The sequence below is a fragment of the Sphingopyxis panaciterrae genome (assembly GCF_011762125.1).
GTDB classification, from domain to species: Bacteria; Pseudomonadota; Alphaproteobacteria; order Sphingomonadales; family Sphingomonadaceae; genus Sphingopyxis; species Sphingopyxis panaciterrae.
The window spans coordinates 101,901-120,221 of the sequence record NZ_JAASQN010000001.1 but is presented as its reverse complement, the minus strand read 5'-3'; the positions used below and the strand labels follow the sequence as shown (position 1 = coordinate 120,221).

At 67.4% G+C, this 18,321-nt stretch carries 18 protein-coding genes; 9 read left to right on the top strand and 9 right to left on the bottom strand.

Annotation, left to right across the window (positions count from 1 at the left end; translation table 11 throughout):
• Window positions 1-9: 9 nt before the first annotated feature.
• On the bottom strand, window positions 10-273 hold the full coding sequence (locus FHR22_RS00570; RefSeq protein ID WP_166937868.1) for a hypothetical protein: 264 nt from the start codon (window positions 271-273) through the stop codon (window positions 10-12).
• 4 nt (window positions 274-277) lie between these two features.
• Window positions 278-1,648: an argininosuccinate lyase gene (gene argH / locus FHR22_RS00565; RefSeq protein WP_166940580.1), complete on the bottom strand. Its 1,371-nt coding sequence runs from the start codon at window positions 1,646-1,648 to the stop codon at window positions 278-280.
• A gap of 124 nt (window positions 1,649-1,772) precedes the next feature.
• On the opposite strand from argH, the gene FHR22_RS00560 reads away from it, so the two are divergent.
• Window positions 1,773-2,279, top strand: a complete 507-nt coding sequence (locus FHR22_RS00560; RefSeq protein WP_341786521.1) for a TlpA family protein disulfide reductase — start codon at window positions 1,773-1,775, stop codon at window positions 2,277-2,279.
• Window positions 2,280-2,496: 217 nt separating this feature from the next.
• On the opposite strand, the gene FHR22_RS00555 is transcribed toward FHR22_RS00560, so the two are convergent.
• Complete coding sequence (locus FHR22_RS00555) at window positions 2,497-3,228, bottom strand: IclR family transcriptional regulator (RefSeq protein ID WP_166937864.1); 732 nt, start codon at window positions 3,226-3,228, stop codon at window positions 2,497-2,499.
• Window positions 3,229-3,332: 104 nt separating this feature from the next.
• Between FHR22_RS00555 and FHR22_RS00550 the strand changes: the two genes are divergently transcribed.
• The 6 genes from FHR22_RS00550 to FHR22_RS00525 all read left to right on the top strand — a co-directional run bounded on the left by FHR22_RS00550 (window position 3,333) and on the right by FHR22_RS00525 (window position 9,966).
• The gene (locus tag FHR22_RS00550; protein WP_243853398.1) at window positions 3,333-4,250 is read left to right on the top strand and encodes an SDR family NAD(P)-dependent oxidoreductase; all 918 of its coding nucleotides are present in this window, start codon (window positions 3,333-3,335) and stop codon (window positions 4,248-4,250) included.
• Window positions 4,250-5,086: a MaoC/PaaZ C-terminal domain-containing protein gene (locus FHR22_RS00545; RefSeq protein ID WP_166937862.1), complete on the top strand. Its 837-nt coding sequence runs from the start codon at window positions 4,250-4,252 to the stop codon at window positions 5,084-5,086. Before FHR22_RS00550 ends, FHR22_RS00545 begins: the two co-directional genes overlap by 1 nt.
• On the top strand, window positions 5,083-6,522 hold the full coding sequence (locus FHR22_RS00540) for a 3-oxoacyl-[acyl-carrier-protein] synthase III C-terminal domain-containing protein (RefSeq protein ID WP_166937860.1): 1,440 nt from the start codon (window positions 5,083-5,085) through the stop codon (window positions 6,520-6,522). Before FHR22_RS00545 ends, FHR22_RS00540 begins: the two co-directional genes overlap by 4 nt.
• A gap of 14 nt (window positions 6,523-6,536) precedes the next feature.
• Complete coding sequence (locus FHR22_RS00535) at window positions 6,537-7,742, top strand: acetyl-CoA acetyltransferase (RefSeq protein ID WP_166937858.1); 1,206 nt, start codon at window positions 6,537-6,539, stop codon at window positions 7,740-7,742.
• On the top strand, window positions 7,739-8,893 hold the full coding sequence (locus FHR22_RS00530) for an acyl-CoA dehydrogenase family protein (protein ID WP_166937856.1): 1,155 nt from the start codon (window positions 7,739-7,741) through the stop codon (window positions 8,891-8,893). The genes FHR22_RS00535 and FHR22_RS00530 overlap by 4 nt, the downstream gene beginning before the upstream one ends.
• Before the next feature lie 296 nt (window positions 8,894-9,189).
• Complete coding sequence (locus FHR22_RS00525; protein ID WP_166937854.1) at window positions 9,190-9,966, top strand: hypothetical protein; 777 nt, start codon at window positions 9,190-9,192, stop codon at window positions 9,964-9,966.
• Between the two features lie 41 nt (window positions 9,967-10,007).
• Here FHR22_RS00525 and FHR22_RS00520 read toward each other — a convergent pair whose 3' ends face one another.
• The 5 genes from FHR22_RS00520 to FHR22_RS00500 all read right to left on the bottom strand — a co-directional run bounded on the left by FHR22_RS00520 (window position 10,008) and on the right by FHR22_RS00500 (window position 15,495).
• Window positions 10,008-10,790: a transporter gene (locus FHR22_RS00520; protein WP_243853513.1), complete on the bottom strand. Its 783-nt coding sequence runs from the start codon at window positions 10,788-10,790 to the stop codon at window positions 10,008-10,010.
• 109 nt (window positions 10,791-10,899) lie between these two features.
• On the bottom strand, window positions 10,900-11,148 hold the full coding sequence (locus FHR22_RS00515; protein WP_166937675.1) for a hypothetical protein: 249 nt from the start codon (window positions 11,146-11,148) through the stop codon (window positions 10,900-10,902).
• On the bottom strand, window positions 11,129-13,549 hold the full coding sequence (locus FHR22_RS00510) for an FtsX-like permease family protein (protein ID WP_166937850.1): 2,421 nt from the start codon (window positions 13,547-13,549) through the stop codon (window positions 11,129-11,131). Before FHR22_RS00510 ends, FHR22_RS00515 begins: the two co-directional genes overlap by 20 nt.
• A gap of 1 nt (window position 13,550) precedes the next feature.
• The gene (locus FHR22_RS00505; protein WP_166937848.1) at window positions 13,551-14,231 is read right to left on the bottom strand and encodes an ABC transporter ATP-binding protein; all 681 of its coding nucleotides are present in this window, start codon (window positions 14,229-14,231) and stop codon (window positions 13,551-13,553) included.
• A gap of 10 nt (window positions 14,232-14,241) precedes the next feature.
• Entirely contained in the window at window positions 14,242-15,495 is a 1,254-nt protein-coding gene (locus tag FHR22_RS00500; protein ID WP_166937846.1) for an efflux RND transporter periplasmic adaptor subunit, read from the bottom strand.
• A 214-nt stretch (window positions 15,496-15,709) separates the two neighbouring features.
• Between FHR22_RS00500 and FHR22_RS00495 the strand changes: the two genes are divergently transcribed.
• Together FHR22_RS00495 and FHR22_RS00490 are read left to right on the top strand one after the other, a co-directional pair.
• The gene (locus FHR22_RS00495) at window positions 15,710-16,252 is read left to right on the top strand and encodes a response regulator transcription factor (protein WP_166937844.1); all 543 of its coding nucleotides are present in this window, start codon (window positions 15,710-15,712) and stop codon (window positions 16,250-16,252) included.
• Window positions 16,242-17,567, top strand: coding sequence for a sensor histidine kinase (locus FHR22_RS00490; RefSeq protein ID WP_166937842.1), 1,326 nt, complete (start codon window positions 16,242-16,244; stop codon window positions 17,565-17,567). The genes FHR22_RS00495 and FHR22_RS00490 overlap by 11 nt, the downstream gene beginning before the upstream one ends.
• Here FHR22_RS00490 and FHR22_RS00485 read toward each other — a convergent pair.
• The gene (locus FHR22_RS00485; RefSeq protein ID WP_279588387.1) at window positions 17,561-18,313 is read right to left on the bottom strand and encodes a maleate cis-trans isomerase family protein; all 753 of its coding nucleotides are present in this window, start codon (window positions 18,311-18,313) and stop codon (window positions 17,561-17,563) included. The genes FHR22_RS00490 and FHR22_RS00485 overlap by 7 nt on opposite strands.
• Window positions 18,314-18,321 lie beyond the last annotated feature (8 nt).

Genomic DNA, 18,321 nt, shown 5'->3' with positions numbered 1-18,321 from the left:
GCCCGGGGTTCAGCCCGGAGGCGGTAAGTCGAAATCGTCGGGTTCGCGGCGTTCGGACCGTTTGAGAAGTTCGTCGCTGCGCTCAGGCCGGGCCTGCGCGTCGGGCGTCGTAAGCTCCTCCGTGGTCGGGGCGCGCGTGGCGCCGAGCGGGATCACCGCCGCAGGCTGGCCTGCGACGGGCTTCAGATCTTCCTTGCTACCGCACGCGGCGAGCATGGCCAAAAGGGCGGCACCGGTCAGCGCGGCAGCGGGGAAGCGCTTTGCCTTTGCCATCATCCTATTCCTTCAAGGCGGCGCGCGCCGCGGCAATGGCCTGCCTTACCCGTTCGGGGGCAGTACCGCCATAGCTGGTGCGGCTGGCGACCGACGCCTCGACAGTGAGCGCCGCCAAGGCGCCGGGCGTGACCGCCGCATGGATCGCCGCGGCATCGCCCGCGGGTAGCGCCGAAAGCTCGACGCCCAGTTCCTCGGCGCGCTTCACGCAGGCGCCGACGACATGATGCGCCTCGCGGAACGGCACACCCGCCTCGCGCACCAGCCAGTCGGCAAGATCGGTCGCGGTCGAATAGCCCGACGCGGCGAGCGAGCGCATGCGATCGGTGCGGAAAGTCAGCGTTTCGACCATGCCGGTCATCGCGGCAAGCGACAGCGCCAGCGCGTCGAAGGCGCCGAAGACGGTTTCCTTATCGTCCTGCAGATCCTTCGAATAAGTGAGCGGCAGCCCCTTGACGATCACGGCGAGCCGCTGGAAGGCGCCGAGCAACAGCCCCGCACGCCCGCGCACGAGCTCGGCGGCGTCGGGGTTGCGCTTTTGCGGCATGATCGAGCTGCCCGTCGACCAGGCGTCGGGCAGGCTGATGAAACCGAAGGGCTGGCTCGCCCAGATCACCACCTCTTCGGCGAGGCGCGACAGATGGATCGCGGCGATCGAAGCGGCGGCGCAGAATTCGAGCGCAAAGTCGCGGTCGGACACGGCGTCGATGCTGTTCGCCATCGGCCGTTCGAACCCCAGCGCCGCAGCCGTCGCATGACGATCGACCGGAAAGCCGGTGCCCGCAAGCGCCGCGGCGCCGAGCGGCGATTCGTTGAGCCGCGTCCGCGCATCGGAAAAACGGCCGCGGTCGCGCGCGAACATCTCGACATAAGCGAGCAAATGGTGGCCGAGCGTCACCGGCTGCGCGACCTGCAGGTGCGTGAAGCCGGGCATGATGCTGTCCGCATGCTCCTCGGCGCGCGCCAGCAGCGCCGTCTGCAGCGCGGCCAGCCCGGCGTCGATGCGCGTCATCGCGGTGCGCGTCCACAGACGGAAGTCGGTCGCGACCTGGTCGTTGCGCGAGCGTGCGGTGTGAAGACGCCCCGCAGCATCGCCGACCAGTTCCTTCAGCCGCGATTCGACGGTCATGTGGATATCTTCGAGCGCGAGGTCGACCGGCACGCCGTTCGCGGCAAATTCACCGGCGATCTGTGCGAGGCCGCGATCGATCGCGGCAGCATCCGCCACCGCGATGATCCCTGCTGCCCCCAGCATCGCGGCGTGCGCGCGGCTGGCGGCGATATCTTCTTCCCAAAGGCGCTTATCGACCGGGATCGACGCGTTTATCTCTTGCATGATTGCCGCGGGTCCGCCACCGAAGCGGCCGCCCCACATGCTGTTGCTGTCCGGAGATTCCGTCATTCAACGCGCCCTAAGAAAAATCGCCCTGATCCTCGCGCTGTCCCTCGCCGGATCGATCGCGGGCTGCGATAGGGAAAAGCATGCCGCGGAGCAAGCGGTGCCGGGCGAAGGAAATATTTCGCGCGACGAAGCGAAAGACGCGCCTGCCGTAGGGCAATTCCAGCATCAGGTCGAACGCGGCAACGCGGGCAAATCCGCGCCCGCAGCGGTGTTTCGCGGCCCCGACGACGCGCCGGTGACGCTCGCCGCCTTCCGCGGCAAGCCGCTGCTCGTCAACCTGTGGGCGACCTGGTGTGCGCCGTGCGTCGCCGAGATGCCGACGCTCGACAAATTCGCCGCCGCGCATGCCGATACGCTGGCGGTGATCGCGGTCGCGCAGGATCTGCAAGGGGCCGAAGTCGTCGATCCCTGGTTCCAGAAAGCGAAGCTGACGACGCTCCAGCCGTATATCGATCCGCAGAATGGCCTGCTCGACGCCGCGAACAGCGCGCTGCCGACGAGCATCCTCTACGACGCCGGGGGCCGCGAGGTCTGGCGGGTCGTCGGCGCGATCGACTGGCAGGGCAAGGAAGCACAGACGCTGCTCGCCGAAGCGGGGATCTGATTTCGCAGGCCGTCTTCCCGGCCCGACCGGGAGGAACCCCTAACGGCCGATTGCAGCCATTACCCTTATCGTCACCCCGGACTTGATCCGGGGTCCCGCTGGACGTCGAAACCTGCGCTACCTTCAAAAAAGCGGGATCTCGGGTCAAGCCCGGGATGACGAAGGTGAGTAGAGCTCATGGCAGCTCTCCACCCCAAAGCCGCCACAACCCCGAAGATCAGTCCGCCTTCGTCCCCGCCAGTTCGACGAGCGCCCGCCCCAACGCCGCGACCTCGGCCGCCGGGCGCGCGCCGGCAAAGACGCTGACGCTCGCGCAAAATTCATCCTCGCGATCGGGGACGACGGTGGCGAGGGTGCAGATACCGATATGGGTATAGCCGTCGTCCATGGCATATCCCGCCCTTGCGGCAGCTTCGACCTGCTCGACATAGGCATCGAACGATATCGGCCTTTGCCAGCGCACGGCGCCGAAAAGACGCGCGATTTCATCCGGCCCGGGCGGCGATGCCGCCGCCATCGCCCGTCCCACCGCCCCGCCGCCGAGCGGCTGGCGCTGCCCGCGCGCGAGATGGATGCGCAGCACCGCATCGCTTTCGGCATGCGCGACGAGCTGCATCCGGTCGCGCGACATTTTTTGCCACAGCCCGACGGTCGCCTCATGCGCCTGCGCGAAGCGCGCGAGCAGCGGCGCCATGCGATCGATGAACTGCCGCGCGTCACCATCGCGCAGCAGGCCCGAACGGCGCCACGCGTCTGCGAGGCGATAACGCTTGCCCGGCTGCTCGCGGACGATCGCGCCCTCGGCAAGCAGGGTATTGAGGAGATTGAAGACGGTCGAAGGGCTGAGTCCGAGCGCGCGGCTGACGTCGGACAACGTCAGCGGGTCCGAATCGGCGAAGAGTCGGAGAATGGCAAAGGCCTGCGAAACCGATCTGACCCTGTCCGACATGTCCCACTCCCTTATTTTTCACTATTATGAAAACTATATTCTTTATATTGAATATTGCTAGCGACTCAATTAGCCGATCGCGACCGGTTGCAAGGGAGAAAGCGATGCGCGGGATGCTGGACGGCAAGGTGGTGGCGGTGACGGGCGCGGGGCGCGGCGTCGGACGCGAGATCGCCCTGCTCTGTGCGAAGGAAGGCGCGGCGGTCGTCGTCAACGATCTCGGCGGCAGCGCCGAAGGCGAAGGCGCCGACCTGTCGCCGGCTCAGGAGACGGTGAACGACATCAAGGCCGCGGGCGGCAAGGCGCTCGCCAATGGCGCCAGCGTGTCCGATCCCATGGGCGCCGCCAGCATCATCGACGATGCCGTCCAAGCGTTCGGCCGCATCGACGCGGTGGTGAACAACGCCGGCATCCTGCGCGACCGCATCTGGCACAAGATGAGCCATGAAGACTGGAACGCGGTGATCGACGTCCACCTCAATGGCTGCTTCAACGTGTCGAAGGCGGCAACCCCCTATTTCCGCGACCAGCAGTCGGGCAGCTTCATCCATTTCACCTCGACCAGCGGCCTGATCGGCAATTTCGGACAGGCCAATTATTCGGCGGCGAAGCTCGGCATCGTCGGCCTGTCGCAGTCGATCGCACTCGACATGGCGCGCGCCGGGGTGCGCTCGAACTGCATCGCCCCCTTTGCGTGGAGCCGCCTGATCGCAACGATCCCCGCGACGAACGAGGCCGAGGCGCTGCGCATCGAGCGCATGAAGACGATGACCGCCGACAAGATCGCCCCCTTGGTGGCCTTCCTCGCCAGCGACGCGTCGCAGGAAGTCAGCAACCAGGTCTTCGGCGTGCGCAAGAACGAGATTTTCCTCTTCTCGAAACCGCGCCCGATCCGGTCGATGCAGAAGAGTGAAGGCTGGACCGCGCAAGCGATCGCCGACGAGATGCTGCCGGCGTTCCGCAGCAGCTTCGCCGATCCCGCCGAACGCTCGGGGGACGTGTTCGGTTACGATCCGATCTGATGGCGATCGATCCCGACACGCTGCTGGCGATGCCGCCGATCGTCACGCGCCAGCGGCTGACCCGCCGCGACACGATCCTCTATGCGCTCGGCATCGGCGCGACCGAGCTCGATTTCCTGTTCGAGGAACGGCTGAAGGCGCTGCCGACGATGGCGGTGACCCTGGGCTATCCGGGTTTCTTCTGGCGCGACCCCGCGCTCGGCGCCAACTGGCAGAAGATCCTGCACGGCGAACAATCGACGATCCTCCACGCGCCGCTGCCGGTCGAAGGTGAAATCATCGGATCGACGATGATCGAGGCGCTTTACGACAAGGGCGCCGGCAAGGGCGCACTCGCGATGGTGACGCGCGAGATTCACGACCGCGCGGGCACCCATCTCGCAACGTCGCGCTCGATGACCTTCCTGCGCGGCGATGGCGGTTTCGGCGGGTCGAGCGAGGGCGCGCCGGTGCCGCATCCGCTGCCCGATCGCGCGCCAGACGCCGTCGTAACGCTGGCAACCGCGGCGAATCAGGCGCAAATCTACCGCCTGTCGGGCGACCTCAACCCGCTCCACATCGATCCCGAGGTCGCGGCGGGCGCGGGTTTCGACGGGCCGATCCTGCACGGGCTTGCCACCTACGGCGCCATCGGCCGCGCGCTGCTCGCCGCGCGCTGCGCGGGCGACCCGGCGCGCCTCAAGCGGATCGACGGCCGCTTTTCGGCGCCGGTCTATCCCGGCGAAACAATCGAGACGTCGATCTGGGACGAGGAAGGTGGCAAGCTCGCCTTCCGCGCCCGCGTCGTCGAGCGTGACAGGATTGTCTTTACCAACGGCTATGCGGAGACGGCATGAGTAGCTTCGGAATCCTGGCCTTCGGCGCTTATGTGCCGATCACCCGGCTGCAGCGCAGCGCAATTCACGCCACCAACGGTTGGTTCGCCGGTGGCCTGCGCGGGCTTGCCAAGGGCGAAAAGGCGATCGCCAATTGGGACGAAGACAGCGTCACCATGGCGCTTGAGGCCGCCCGCGATGCGCTCGAAGGCATCGACCGTGCGCGCGTCCGCCGCGTCGCCATCGCCTCGACCACCCTGCCTTTTGCCGACCGGCAGAATGCGGGCATCGTCAAGGAAGCGCTGAACCTGCCCGACGCGGTCGGCGCGCTCGACGTGACGGGATCGCAGCGCGCCGCGACCTCGGCGCTGCTCGCCGCGCTTGGCGGTGGCGAAACGACGCTCGTGACCGCCGCCGAGTTGACGACGCCCAAGCCGGCGTCGGAACGCGAAATGACGAGCGGCGACGCCGCGGCGGCCGTGCTCGTCGGTAACGGAACGCCGATCGCCACGCTGATCGCCAGCCACAGCGTGACGGTGGATTTCGTCGACCATTTCCGCGAGGCGGGCGAAGCGCACGACTATGACTGGGAAGCGCGCTGGGTCCGCGACGAGGGTTTCGCGCGGATCATGAATCCCGCAATCGCCGCGCTGCTGGACCAGGCGGGCGTGAAGGGCGGCGCGGTCGACCATTTCCTCGTCCCGGTGGCGGTGAAGGGGGTGCCCGAACTGCTGGCGAAGCAGGCGGGCATCGGCGAGGGCGCGGTCGCCGACACGCTCGGCGCGGCGCTGGGCCATGCCGGCGCGGCGCATCCGCTGCTGATGCTGGCGGCGGCGCTCGAAACCGCAAAGCCCGGTCAGCGCATCCTGCTCGCGAGCTTCGGCCAGGGCTGCGACCTGCTGCTGTTCGAAGTCACCGGCGCGATCGGTTCGGTGAAGCCGCGGCTTGGTGTTTCAGGCTGGCTGGCGCGGCGGATCGAATCGGCGAACTATGCCAAATATCTCTTCCACCGCGACCTGCTGCCGCTCGACCGCGGCATGCGCGCCGAACAGGACAGCAAGACCGCGCTCACCGCGCTGTGGCGGAACCGCAAGGCGGTACTCGGGCTCGTCGGCGGGCGCTGTACCAAGACCGGCACGGTGCAGTTCCCGAAGAGCGAGGTCAGTGTGGGCGGCAACGACCATGCGATCGGCACGCAGGAAGATTATCCGCTCGCCGAGGTGCCCGCCAAGGTGATGACCTGGACCGCCGACGCGCTCACTTACTCCCCCGACCCGCCGAGCTATTACGGCAATATCGACTTCACCGGCGGCGGACGGATGATGACCGAATTCACCGATTTTCCGCAAGGGGCGCTGGACGCCGGCGCCGATCTGCGCATGATGTTCCGCATCAAGGCCTTTGACGAAAACCGCGGTTTCCGCCGCTATTTCTGGAAAGCCGCGCCGGCTTTCTGAGAGGAGACGAGACGATGGCCAAGGGTATTCGCGACAAGGTCGCCATATTAGGCATGGGCTGCGCGAAGTTCGGCGAACGCTGGGACAAGGACGAAGACCAGCTGATGCTCGAGGCCTATGAGGAGACGATGGCCGACGCCGGAATCGAGGCGAGCCAGATCGACGCCGCCTGGCTGGGCGCCGCGTTCGACGCGCAGAATATCGGGCCGAGCGGCATCCCGCTCGCCGTCGCGCTGCGCCTGCCCGACATCGGCGTCACCAAGGTCGAGAATTATTGCGCGAGCGGCACCGAAAGCTTTCGCGGCGCGGTCTATGCCGTCGCCTCGGGCGCGTGCGACATCGCGCTCGCGATGGGCGCCGAGAAATTGAAGGACACCGGCTATGGCGGCCTGCCCGTCCGCACCCGCGGCACGACGCACGACATGATCGGGATCACCGGCTCGGCGCCGGGCAATTTCGCCCAGCTCGCCAGCGCGTATCGCGGCGTCCACGGCGTCGGCAAGGATGATCTGAAGCGCGCGATGGCGCATGTCTCGGTCAAGAGCCATGCGAACGGCGCGAAAAACCCCAAGGCGCACCTGCAAAAGGCGGTGACGATGGATCAGGTGCTGAACGCACCGATGATCGCCGAGCCGCTTGGCCTGTTCGACTGCTGCGGGGTCAGCGACGGCGCCGCCTGCGCGATCGTCACCACCCCCGAAATCGCCCGCGCCCTCGGCAAGACCGATATCGTGACGGTCAAGGCGCTCCAACTCGCAACCTCGAACGGCTGGGAGATGCAGGCGCAGGGCTGGAACGGCAGCTATTTCCACACAACGCGTGTCGCCGCGACCAAAGCCTATGACGAGGCGGGGATCACCGATCCGCGCGCGCAGCTCAGCCTGATCGAGGTCCATGATTGTTTCTCGGTCACCGAGCTCGTGACGATGGAGGATCTCCATATCTCGAAGGAAGGCGAAGGCTGGCGCGACGTGCTCGACGGCTTCTTCGATGCCGACGGGCAGCTTCCGTGCCAGATCGACGGCGGCCTCAAATGCTTTGGCCATCCGATCGGCGCGTCGGGGCTGCGCATGATCTACGAAAATTACCTCCAGATCCTCGGCCGCGCCGGCGCGCGCCAGCGGCAGGATAATCCGGTCTTCGCCTTGAGCCACAACCTCGGCGGCATGCCGAACCAGAATGTGTCGTCGATCGCGATCATCGGGCGCGCCGGCGCATGAGCCACGATTACACCGCCATCCGCGAAGAGGTCGCGAAGCTCTGCGCCGCCTTCCCCGGCCCCTATTGGCAGGCGAAGGACAAGGTCCGCGAATATCCGAGCGAGTTCGTCGCGGCGCTCGGCGAAGCGGGTTATCTCGCCGCACTGATCCCCGAGGAATATGGCGGCGCCGGGCTGCCGCTGTCGGCGGCGGCGGCGATCCTCGAGGAAATCCAGCGCCAGGGATGCAACGGCGGCGCCGTCCACGCGCAAATGTATGTGATGGGCACGGTGCTGCGCCATGGATCGGAAGAGCAGAAGGCACGCTATCTGCCCAAGGTCGCGACGGGCGAACTTCGCCTGCAGGCCTTCGGGGTCACCGAGCCGACGAGCGGCACCGACACGCTGAGCCTGAAGACCGTCGCGCGGAAGGACGGCGACGAATATATCGTGAACGGCCAGAAGCTGTGGACCAGCCGCGCCGAGCACAGCGACCTGATGATCCTGCTCGCGCGCACGACCCCGCGCGATCGGGCCGCGAGCCGCACCGAAGGCCTGTCGGTCTTCCTTGTCGACATGAAGGAAGCGCTGGCCGCGGGCACGCTGTCGATCCGGCCGATCGACACGATGATGAACCATGCGACGACCGAAATCTTCTTCGACAATATGCGCATTCCTGCCGCCAATCTGATTGGCGAGGAAGGCAAGGGTTTCCGCTATATATTGTCGGGGATGAACGCCGAACGGCTACTGATCGCCGCCGAATGCATCGGCGATGCCAAGTGGTTCATCGACAAGGCATCAAACTATGCCAAGGAACGCGTACTGTTCGGGCGCCCGATCGGCCAGAACCAGGGCGTGCAATTTCCGATCGCGCGCGCCTATGCCCAGATGCGCGCCGCCGAACTGCTCGTCCACGAGGGGCTAGCCAGATACGAAGCGGGCGACAATGCCGGCGCCGAGGCGAATATGGCGAAGATGCTGGCCGCCGAGGCGAGCTGGGCCGCGGGCGAGGCGTGCATCCAGACCCACGGCGGCTTCGGCTTCGCCGCCGAATATGACATCGAGCGCAAGTTCCGCGAAACGCGTCTTTACCAGGTCGCGCCGATCAGCACGAACATGATCCTCTCCTACGTCGCCGAACATGTGCTGGGAATGCCGCGCAGCTATTGATCCGACGGATATCGATGCGGCGGTTTTGGGGTGGGGAGCGGACGTTGGCACGCCGACTAAAAACCGTCGCCCCCGCGAAGGCGGGGGCCGCCATCGGCCTAGCGCAAGGTTGCTAGCGGCCCCCGCCTTCGCGGGGGCGACGGTTATAGCTAGTGCCTGCTTCCGACCGAAACCCGCCGCTCCTATCCGCCATTTCATCCATCGAACGGCCCGCACCCTTGTCAAAGGTCCGGCGCCCTCCTATCGCTCGCGCCCCAGCCCGCGCCCGTTGAACCAGCGGACGCCGCCACCAAAGATTGCTTCCGCTGAACCCTGTTCCAGCCACTCCCGACATCGAACCGCTCAACATCGGGGCGGGGCGCCGTACGCTCGCCATCAGCCTGGCCGTCCTGATCCCGGCGCTCCTGCTGCTCATGCTGCTTTCCTTCCGCGCCGAACCCGAGAAAAAGCGCGAACAGTTCAGCCTCGTGACCCTTGATGCCACCGAGATTGCGAAAGAATCGCCCGAACCGGACAGCCTCGAGCCCAAGCAAGCCGAGGAACGGCCCAAGCCGCAGCCGTCGACCACACCCCAGCCGTTGCCCGAACCGGCCGCGCCGCAGCCCCCGCAAGCCGCCCCCCCCATGCCCGCGCCGCCCCTTCCTGCCCCCAGCGCACCACCCGCCCCCGCAAATCCCCGGATCGGCGTTCGTATATCGAACGGGGCGGTTTACGGGCCGCCCAATACCGGCGGCGCCGCTTCCTCGCCCGATACCGAGCGGGTGGGAACGGCTCCCAATGGCGAGCCGCTCTATGCCGCGGCCTGGTATCGCGAACCGAGCGATGACGATCTGCGCGGCTATCTATCGACCGCCAGCGGGCCCGGCTGGGGGCTGATCGCATGCCGTACCGCGCCCGATTACCGCGTCGAGGATTGCGTCGGGCTCGACGAATATCCGAACGGATCGCAGATCATGCGTGCGGTGCTCGCCGCGGCGTGGAACTTCCGGGTACGGCCGCCGCGGATCGGCGGCAAATCCCAGGTCGGCGCCTGGGTCCGGATCAGGATCGATTACGGCAGGGCGCGGCGCTGACCGTCACGGCATCGTCGTGCCGCGCCGCCGGGGAAGCTTTTTCAAAACCGCCGGACGATCCCGAAATAAACTTCGGCGTCGGGGCTCGCCCGGTTGAGGCCCAGGTTGACGCCAAGGTCCAGTTGCATGTCTTTACCCGGTTGCCAGCCCATCGAAAGCCCGGCGAGTGCCTCGGTGCTGCGCCCGGCGGGGTCACGGTCGCGATAGAGCGAAACCTCGCCTGCCGCCGACAGGCTGTCGCTCAACCCGACGCCCAGCCCCACGACGGTGCCGAAACCCAGATGGCGCCCATTGCCATCGCCGTCGGCCGCCGCGTCGACCTGCGGCGTCACGCCGAGCGACACCGAGTCCGACAGGTCGAGGCTCATCGGCACCAGCAGCCCGGTCGCCCAATCGCCGGCACCGATCGCGCGGCCGCCGGCCGGAAGGCTGGCATAGGGCATCAGCGCGATCGAAAAGCCCGATCCATCGGGATTGCGCAAATTCTGCCGCAGCGCGATCGTCACGTCGCCGACGCCCGACACCTTGTCGACGGCGCCCGCCGTCCGGTCGCGGACCCGGACATGGCCATAGGCGGTCCAGCCGAGCTGCGCCTCGAGGCTGTCGGTCAGGCCGACGCGCACCAGCGCGTCGCCCAGTTGCACCGTGTCGGTCCGCACCGGCCCCTGCGTATCACGCGTCCAGTCACCGAGCCCGAGTTCCAGCACGACATGGCCGCGATCGACGGTGCACGCGGGTGTGCCGAGTCCGGGCCGGTCGGCACAGAGGTCGCGCGATTCCTCGGCCCCGGCAGAGCTCGCCGCAAAAGCCGAGGCGAGTAGCAGGACGCTTGCGGATAGCGTGCGGGTTTTGATCGGGTTCCGCCATCTCCCGCTCCCGTCACCCCGGACTTGATCCGGGGCCCCGCTGGCAACCGAGAGCGAGCGGCAAGCGTCAAAGGCGGAATCCCGGATAAAGTCCGGGATGACGACGCGAGAAAATGAGCGGATGCATTGCAAAACGCCATTTATCCCCGCGTCTGCAATCGCCGTCATCTTCTCTTCCCGCATCATCCGCCGCGCCGGGCCGGCCGCCGCAATGCGAAATGACATAATCGACGACGCCGCCGAAGCGAAACGCCAAACGCGTTATTGCGGCATATCCGGGAATTTTTTCTTCACTCTCATTCGTAGCGGAGCGCATCGACCGGCCGGCCGCGCGCCGCGGCGGCGATCTGCGCCGACATCACGATCGTCGCGAACGCCGCCGTCCCCGCCGCGATGGCGATCAGGATCCAGATGTTCACATCGACCCGCGATGCAAATTGCTGCAACCAATGCGCCATGACGGCATAGCTGAGGCCGATCCCGATTGCGCTTGCGGCGATCACCGGCAGCAGGAACTGCCAAAGCAGCAAGCGGACGATCGCGCCCGGCGATGCCCCCATTGCACGCCGGATGCCGATTTCCTTGGTGCGGCGATCGACGGTGAAGGCCGACAGCGCGAACAGCCCCATCGCGGCGATGACGAGCGCGACGAAGGCCGAGCCGCCGATCACGCGCCCCTGGACAATCGTCGCCCGGTAACGCTCGGCCTCGATCTGCGCGAGCAGCCGCGGCTTCGCCGGTCCGCCGTCGCCCATCGCCGCCCACAGCCGGTCGAGGCCGCGGCGAACATTGGCGAGCGCCGCCGGGCTGGTTTCGATCGCCAGCGTCCCCCGCTCGGGCGGCGCAACATTATAGATCAGCTCGCCCGCCGGCTCGATCACGCTCGCCGCCGCGTCGGGGACGACACCAACGATTGTATAGGGGGTGGTCGGCGGGTTGGGCCCGACCTGCAACGAGATCGCCAGCGGCTGGCCGATCGCCGCCGCTGGCGATGCAAAGCCGAAATGGCGCGCGGCGGTGCGGTTGACGACAAGCTCGCGCCGTGCCGCCTCACCATCGCGTCCGGGCGAAAAGACGCGGCCGGCGAGCGGTTTCAGCCCGGTGAGCGCGAAGAAATGCGAATCGACATCGACGAACCCCGGTGTGAAGCGCCGCCCGTCGCGGTTGATTGCCGTCACCGCCCCCTGCGGGGCCAGGTTGAACGCGCCCGCCGCCGAACAGCTCGCGCTTCGCACCCCCGGCAACTCGCGCATCGCTTGCGGCAGACCCGTGCGGCAGTTCGTCGCGACCGTCAGCACCGGCCCCCGCCCCGCGCCCAGCGCACTGCCGATGGCGAAATCGGTCTGGCGATAGATGGTCGCCGCGGCGACCAGCAACGCGGCGAGCGTCGCGAACTGGACGATCACCATCGCCCGCCCGATCCAGACCGGCGCCGCGAGTCCGGCGGTGCCGCCGCCGAGCGCCGCCGACGGCCGGAACGACGACAGGATGAAGGCGGGATAAAATCCCGAAGCGAGCCCGACGGCCAGCCAGACGGCGAGCAGCGGCAGCAGCAGCGCGGGCTCGCGCGTCAGGTCGAAGGAAAGTGACAGGCCGAGCAACCCGTTGACCGCCGGCAGGACCAGCTCGACCACGCCCATCGCCAGCACCAGCGCAATCAGCGTGACGAGCAAGGTTTCGCCCAGGAATTGCGCGAGCAGCTGGCGGCGCCCCGCGCCGCATGCCTTGCGGACCGCGACCTCGACCCCGCGCCGTCCGGCGCGCGCGGTCATCAGCGCGATATAGCTGGTCGACGCCATCGCGAGGATGAGCAGGCCGACGATACCGATCGCGACGACGATCGCCGGATCGACGCCGGGCTTGCCGTGCGGGCTGTCGTCGGGCGGGCCGAAATGGATATCGGCGATCGGCATCGCATAGCCGCCGACCTTGGTGCCGCTCGCTGCCGCCATCGCCTGGAACGGGCGGATGATGTCATCGAGCGGGCCCTGCAGGTCTGCGGCGCGCGTCCCGGGGGCGGCGCGGACATAGGTCAGGATCGGCAGGTTGATCGTCGGCACGGGGCTGGCATCGGCGCGCGCGAGCGGCGAGCCGGCGCCGCGGCCTGAAGCGATGAACTGGAGGTCGAGGTGCGTCTCGGGCGGCAGGTCGGCGATCACCGCCGTCACGCGAAGCCGCTCGGTCGCGCCCGCCGGGCTGACGATATCGAGCGCGGCGCCGAGCGGCGCATCGCGGCCGAACAATCGCCGCGCTGCGCTGCGCGCGAGCACGACCGTGCCGGGTTCGGCGAGCGCGCTAACCAGATCCCCGGCGGCTGGTGCGAGCGGCAGCACGCGAAAGATCGCAGGATCGGCCCAGACGAAACCCTCGGCGCGAGCCGGCGCCTGCCCTGCCCCGGCGCGGACGACCGGATCATCCTGATATAATCGCGCGACCGCCTCGATCCGCTCGCCACGCGCCGCAAGCGCGGCGGCGAGCACCGACGGCGTCACCGCCGAGACACGCTCGGGCTGTCCCGGCTGCGCGACGGTGCCGGTCATGCGGAATATCCGCTCATGGCCCGGAATGAAGGCCTCATAGGCATATTGCTGGCGGACGAAGAGCGCGGTCAGGATCGCCGCAGCGAGCGCCAGCGCGAGCCCGATCAGCGTGACAGCGGCGTAAAGGCGCCCCAGCGCGAGATTGCCGAAGGCCGAGGCGACGATATTGCGCAGCATGTCAGGCGCCGAGCCGCGTCTGGCTGACGACGCGGCCGTCGAGCAGCTGGATCTTGCGATCGGCGCGATCCGCCTGCGCCAGCGAGTGGGTGACCATGACCACGCTCGTTCCGCGCGCCACCGCTTGCTGCAGCAAGTCCATCACCGCCTCGCCATTGACGGTGTCCAGATTGCCGGTCGGTTCGTCGGCGAGGATCAGCTGGGGATCGGAAACGATCGCGCGCGCGATCGCGACGCGCTGCTGCTGCCCGCCCGACAGCTGCTTCGGCAGGTGCCGCGCCCGATGCCGCATGCCGACGCGGTCGAGCGCCGCCTCGACCCGCTCGCGCCGCTCGCTCGCCCCGGCGCCGCGGTAGAGCAGGCCAAGCTCGACATTCTGCGTCACCGTCAGTTCGTCGACCAGGTTGAAGCTCTGGAACACGAAACCGATCGCGGCGCGGCGCAGCCGGGTGAGGTCGCGCTCGCTCGCGCCGCTCACATCCTCGCCGAGCAGTTCGATGCGCCCGCCGTCGGCGCGGTCGAGCAGACCCAGAATGTTGAGCAGCGTCGACTTGCCGCACCCCGACGGTCCCATGATCGCGACGAACTCGCCTTCACCGATCGCCAGCGATACGTCGCTCAGCGCATGCGTCCGCACATCGCTCGTCGCATAGCTCTTCGAAATATTTTCCACACGCAGCATAAGGCGGCTCCTAGCGAATATTGATGCGCAAATAGGCGTCCCAGCCGTCATAGCTCGACGTGATCACGCGTTCGCCGGGGGCAAGTCCGGCCAGTATTTCAACCTGTTCGGCGTTGCGCCGCCCGATCCGGATCGGACGACGTTCGGCACGACCCCCATCCCCCCCCAACACAAACCCCCATTGCCCGCCCGACGCCTCCAGAAAGGCTCCGGCGGGAAGCAATATCGCCGGCCGGTCGGCACCAAGCGACAGCCGCCCGCGCACCGCCTCGCCCGCAACCAGCCCGGCCGGTTCGTGCCCGGCAAAGTCGAGTTCGACGCTGAAGCTACCGTCGGTCACCTGCGGATCGATGCGCGTGACGATCAGCGCCATCCGTCCCCCATGCCCGTCGATCTGGGCGCGCTGCCCGACGCGAACGCGGCCGAGATAATATTCGTCGACGCGCGCGACGACGCGAAAGCCGGTGTCGAGCGCAAGTTCGCCGAGCCGGTCGCCGCGGTTGCGATTTTCGCCGAGCTCGACTTCGAACGCCGTGAGGCGGCCTGCCGCTGGCGCACGGACGGTGAGGTCGTCGAGCTTGGCGCGCGTGATCGCGAGGCTCTTGCCCAGCGTCGCAAGCTGCGTATCAATCTGCGGCTGCTGAAGCGCGCTCAGCCGCGCCTGGCGCCGGCCGCGCGCCTCCTGAATCGCCCGCCGGTCCTCGACCGCGCGCAATTCGTCCCGCAGGCTGTCGATCGTCTTCGTCGCCACAAACCCGCGCGCCGCCAGCGGCAGGACACGGCGCAGGTCGCGGTCGACGCGCGTGCGGTCATAGCGGGTGAGCGCGAGCGCCTGCGCATTGTCGCTGCGATCCTGTTCGAGCTGCTGCTGATAGCCCTGGAGCTGGGTGATCGATTCGATCAGTCGCGCCTCCTGCGAAAGGATATCGAGTTCGAGCGTCGTGTTGGTGAATTCGACCAGCGGCTGTCCCGCCGCAACCCGATCGCCCGACCGCGCCAGCACCTGGCGCACCCGTCCGCCTTCAGCCGCATCGAGATAGATGGTGTCGCGCGGCTCGACGCGACCCAGCAGGCTCGTCGTGTCATGAAATATGCCGCGCTCGACGCGCGCAATCACGATCGCGTCCGCCGCCACCACGAGCGAGGGCGTCGCGACCTGCCGCATCCCGAACGCCAGCATGACCATCAGCGCGGCAACCCCCGACGCGACCAGGATGCAGCGGCGGTGCCGGCGGTGCCAGCTCTGCCCGAGTGGTTCGTCCATCGCGTCACATGCTCCTCATGCCTGCAAGTATCGTCTGCGCCACGAAAAACGGGAAACCGCAGCGTTTCAAAGGTTTGCGGCGATCATCCCTGGCGAGCGAGCGATCACGGTGTCCGGCATCGGACAGCTGTTCGGGCGATTCGCGGACCTTGCGCGGCAAGCCCTTGCTTTTGCACCTGTTCCCCGCGCGCCTCGCATCCGGTATTATCGTCGCATGAAAACGCCGTACCGAATCCTGCTGATCGAAAATGACACTGCGGTTGCGCAGGCGATCCGGCTCGCGCTGCGCGAGATCGCGGAACTCGATATCCTGACCGATCCTGCCGAGCTTCACGCATCGCCGTCGTTTCATTCCTATGACGCCGCGCTGCTCGACATGAACTTCCAGCCCGACCAGCGCGACGGTCGCGCGGGGCTGGAAACGATCGACCGGCTACGCGCCGCCGACCCTTCGCTCGCCATCGTCATGCTGACGGTGTTCGGCGGCGTCGCGATCGCGGTCGAGGCGTTCAAGCGCGGCGCCTCTGATTTCCTGCTGAAACCGTGGCGCAACGACCGCCTCGTCGATGCGCTCCGCGCCGCGGCGGCGCTCACAAAGCGCCAGCGCGCCAGCGCCGCGATGAGTCTCGAAGAGATGGAGCGCCATGCAATCGAGCGCGCGCTCGCCCGCGCCGATGGCAATATCAGCCATGCTGCGGCGGCGCTGGGGCTGACCCGTCCCGCGCTCTACCGCCGCATCGAAAAACATGGGCTTTAGCCTGCCGCGTCATTGGCCATTCGCGGCCGGGCTGGCGGGGCTCGGGTTGCTGGCCGGATGCCTGGCCGCGGGGGGCGGCGCATTCGCTCTCTCCGGCCGACCGGCCCTCGCGGTGATCGCATGGACGCTGGCATTGCTGGTGATGGTCGCGCTCGTTCGGGCCGCGCGTCGCGCCGAACGCGCGACGTGCGAACTGGTCGACCAGCTCGCGAGCGGCGCTGCCGACTCGCCCGCGCCACTGCCCTCCGCCTTCGCCGATCTCGATGCTTCAATCGCGCGCGCGCTCGCCGCGATGCAGGCGCGCGAAGCGCGATATGGCGCCAGCACTGATGCCGATGCCGCGCTGCTCGACACCGTGCCCGCCGCGCTGTTCGTCACCGACGCGGACGGCCGGATCGTTCGCAGCAACCGCGCCGCACGCGCCCTCTCCACCACCATACCAGCCGATTTCGCTCACCATCCTGCATTCGCGTCCTCCGATAGTGCCGCGCTGCTCGCCAGCGGCCCCGACGCCGGCCATATGCTCCGCCTTACCGATGGGCGGGCGGCCCATGCGTCGGTGGCCTTGTTCGACCTTGCAAATGGTGCGCAGCGCCGGTTGATTGCGGTACAGAGCGTATCGGCAGAGCTCGGCGCGGTCGAAACCGACGCGTGGCACCGGCTTAGCCGTGTCCTGGCGCACGAGATGATGAATTCGCTGAGCCCGGTGATTTCGCTGGCCGAAAGCCTCGTCGCGCTGGCGCAGAATCCGGCGGCTGACCCGGATCGCCGGGAGACGGCGGCAGCGGCGGCGACGATCGCGCGGCGCGCGCAGCACCTTATGGGCTTCGTCGAACGCTACCGCCAATGGCTCACGATCCCCGAACCTCAGTTCGCCCCGGTCGATCTGCGCGAATTCGCCGGTGATCTTGTCACCGTCACACGGAAATTTTCCTCGTCGGTCGAGGTGCGGCTCGTCGCGGACACATCCGATGCGATCGTCACGATGGACCGTGAACTGATCGGACAAGCGCTGCTGAACCTCCTCAAAAACGGTGTCGAGGCGGCGCAAGGCACTCCAGGGCCGCTCGTAATCCTCCGCTATGGTATCGATGCCGGCATCATGGCCTTCGTCGTCGAAGACAATGGCCCGGGACTACCCGGCAATGCCGAGGACCCGTTTCTCCCCTTCTACACCACCAAGGCCGGCGGCTCGGGGATCGGTCTGGCTGTTGCGCGGCAGATTGCGATTGCGCATGGCGGCAGCCTTCTCGCCCGGACCATCGATCGCGGGGCACGCTTTTCCATGTGCTTGCCGCTCAGGCCGGATCAGTAGCGCCCGGAAAGCAGCGCCCCCGCGCCGGGAATATGTGTCGAAAGGCCGAGGCGGGTGAGCATCTGGTGCGCGGTACAGATCGCCGCCGACACGACAGGCAAGCCGATGGCATCCTCGATCTTCTGCACCGACGGCAGCGACGGCATCTGAACGCACGCCGACAGCACGAGTGCGTCGATCCCGGTCAGGTCGAGCCGCTTGTAATGATCGAGCAGGTTGGCCGGATCCTGCGCTGCAACTTCCAGATTGTCGGGGATTTCGAGCGCCAGCCAGTCGGTCACCTCGACGCCTTCCTGTTCGACATATCCGACGACCATCTGGGTCAGCGGCTTCATATAGGGCGCGACGAGCGCGATGCGCTTCGCCTTGAGCGCTGCCAGTCCCTCGATCAGCGCGCCAGCGCTGGTGACGACGGGCGCAGCGCGGCCATTCTCGACCGTGCGCTGGTGGAGGCGCGCTTCGGACACGCGGTGATAACCCTCACCCATGCTCATGATCGCGACAAGGCAGGCATAGCCGAGCACATCGACCGCGGCGTCGGACAGTTCGAGCGCGCAGCGGTCCGAATCGGCATCCATCGCCGCAAGCTCTTCCTTGGTCACCTTCTTCATTCGCATCCGCGATGAGTGGAAAGTGAAGCGCTCGGGCGCAATCGCTTCGCGCGCGCGGAGCAGTGCGGGGATCTCGGTCTCCATCGTGACGTTCGAGCTGGGCACGATCTGCCCGATGCGAATGGGTCGTGTCATGCCGCGCG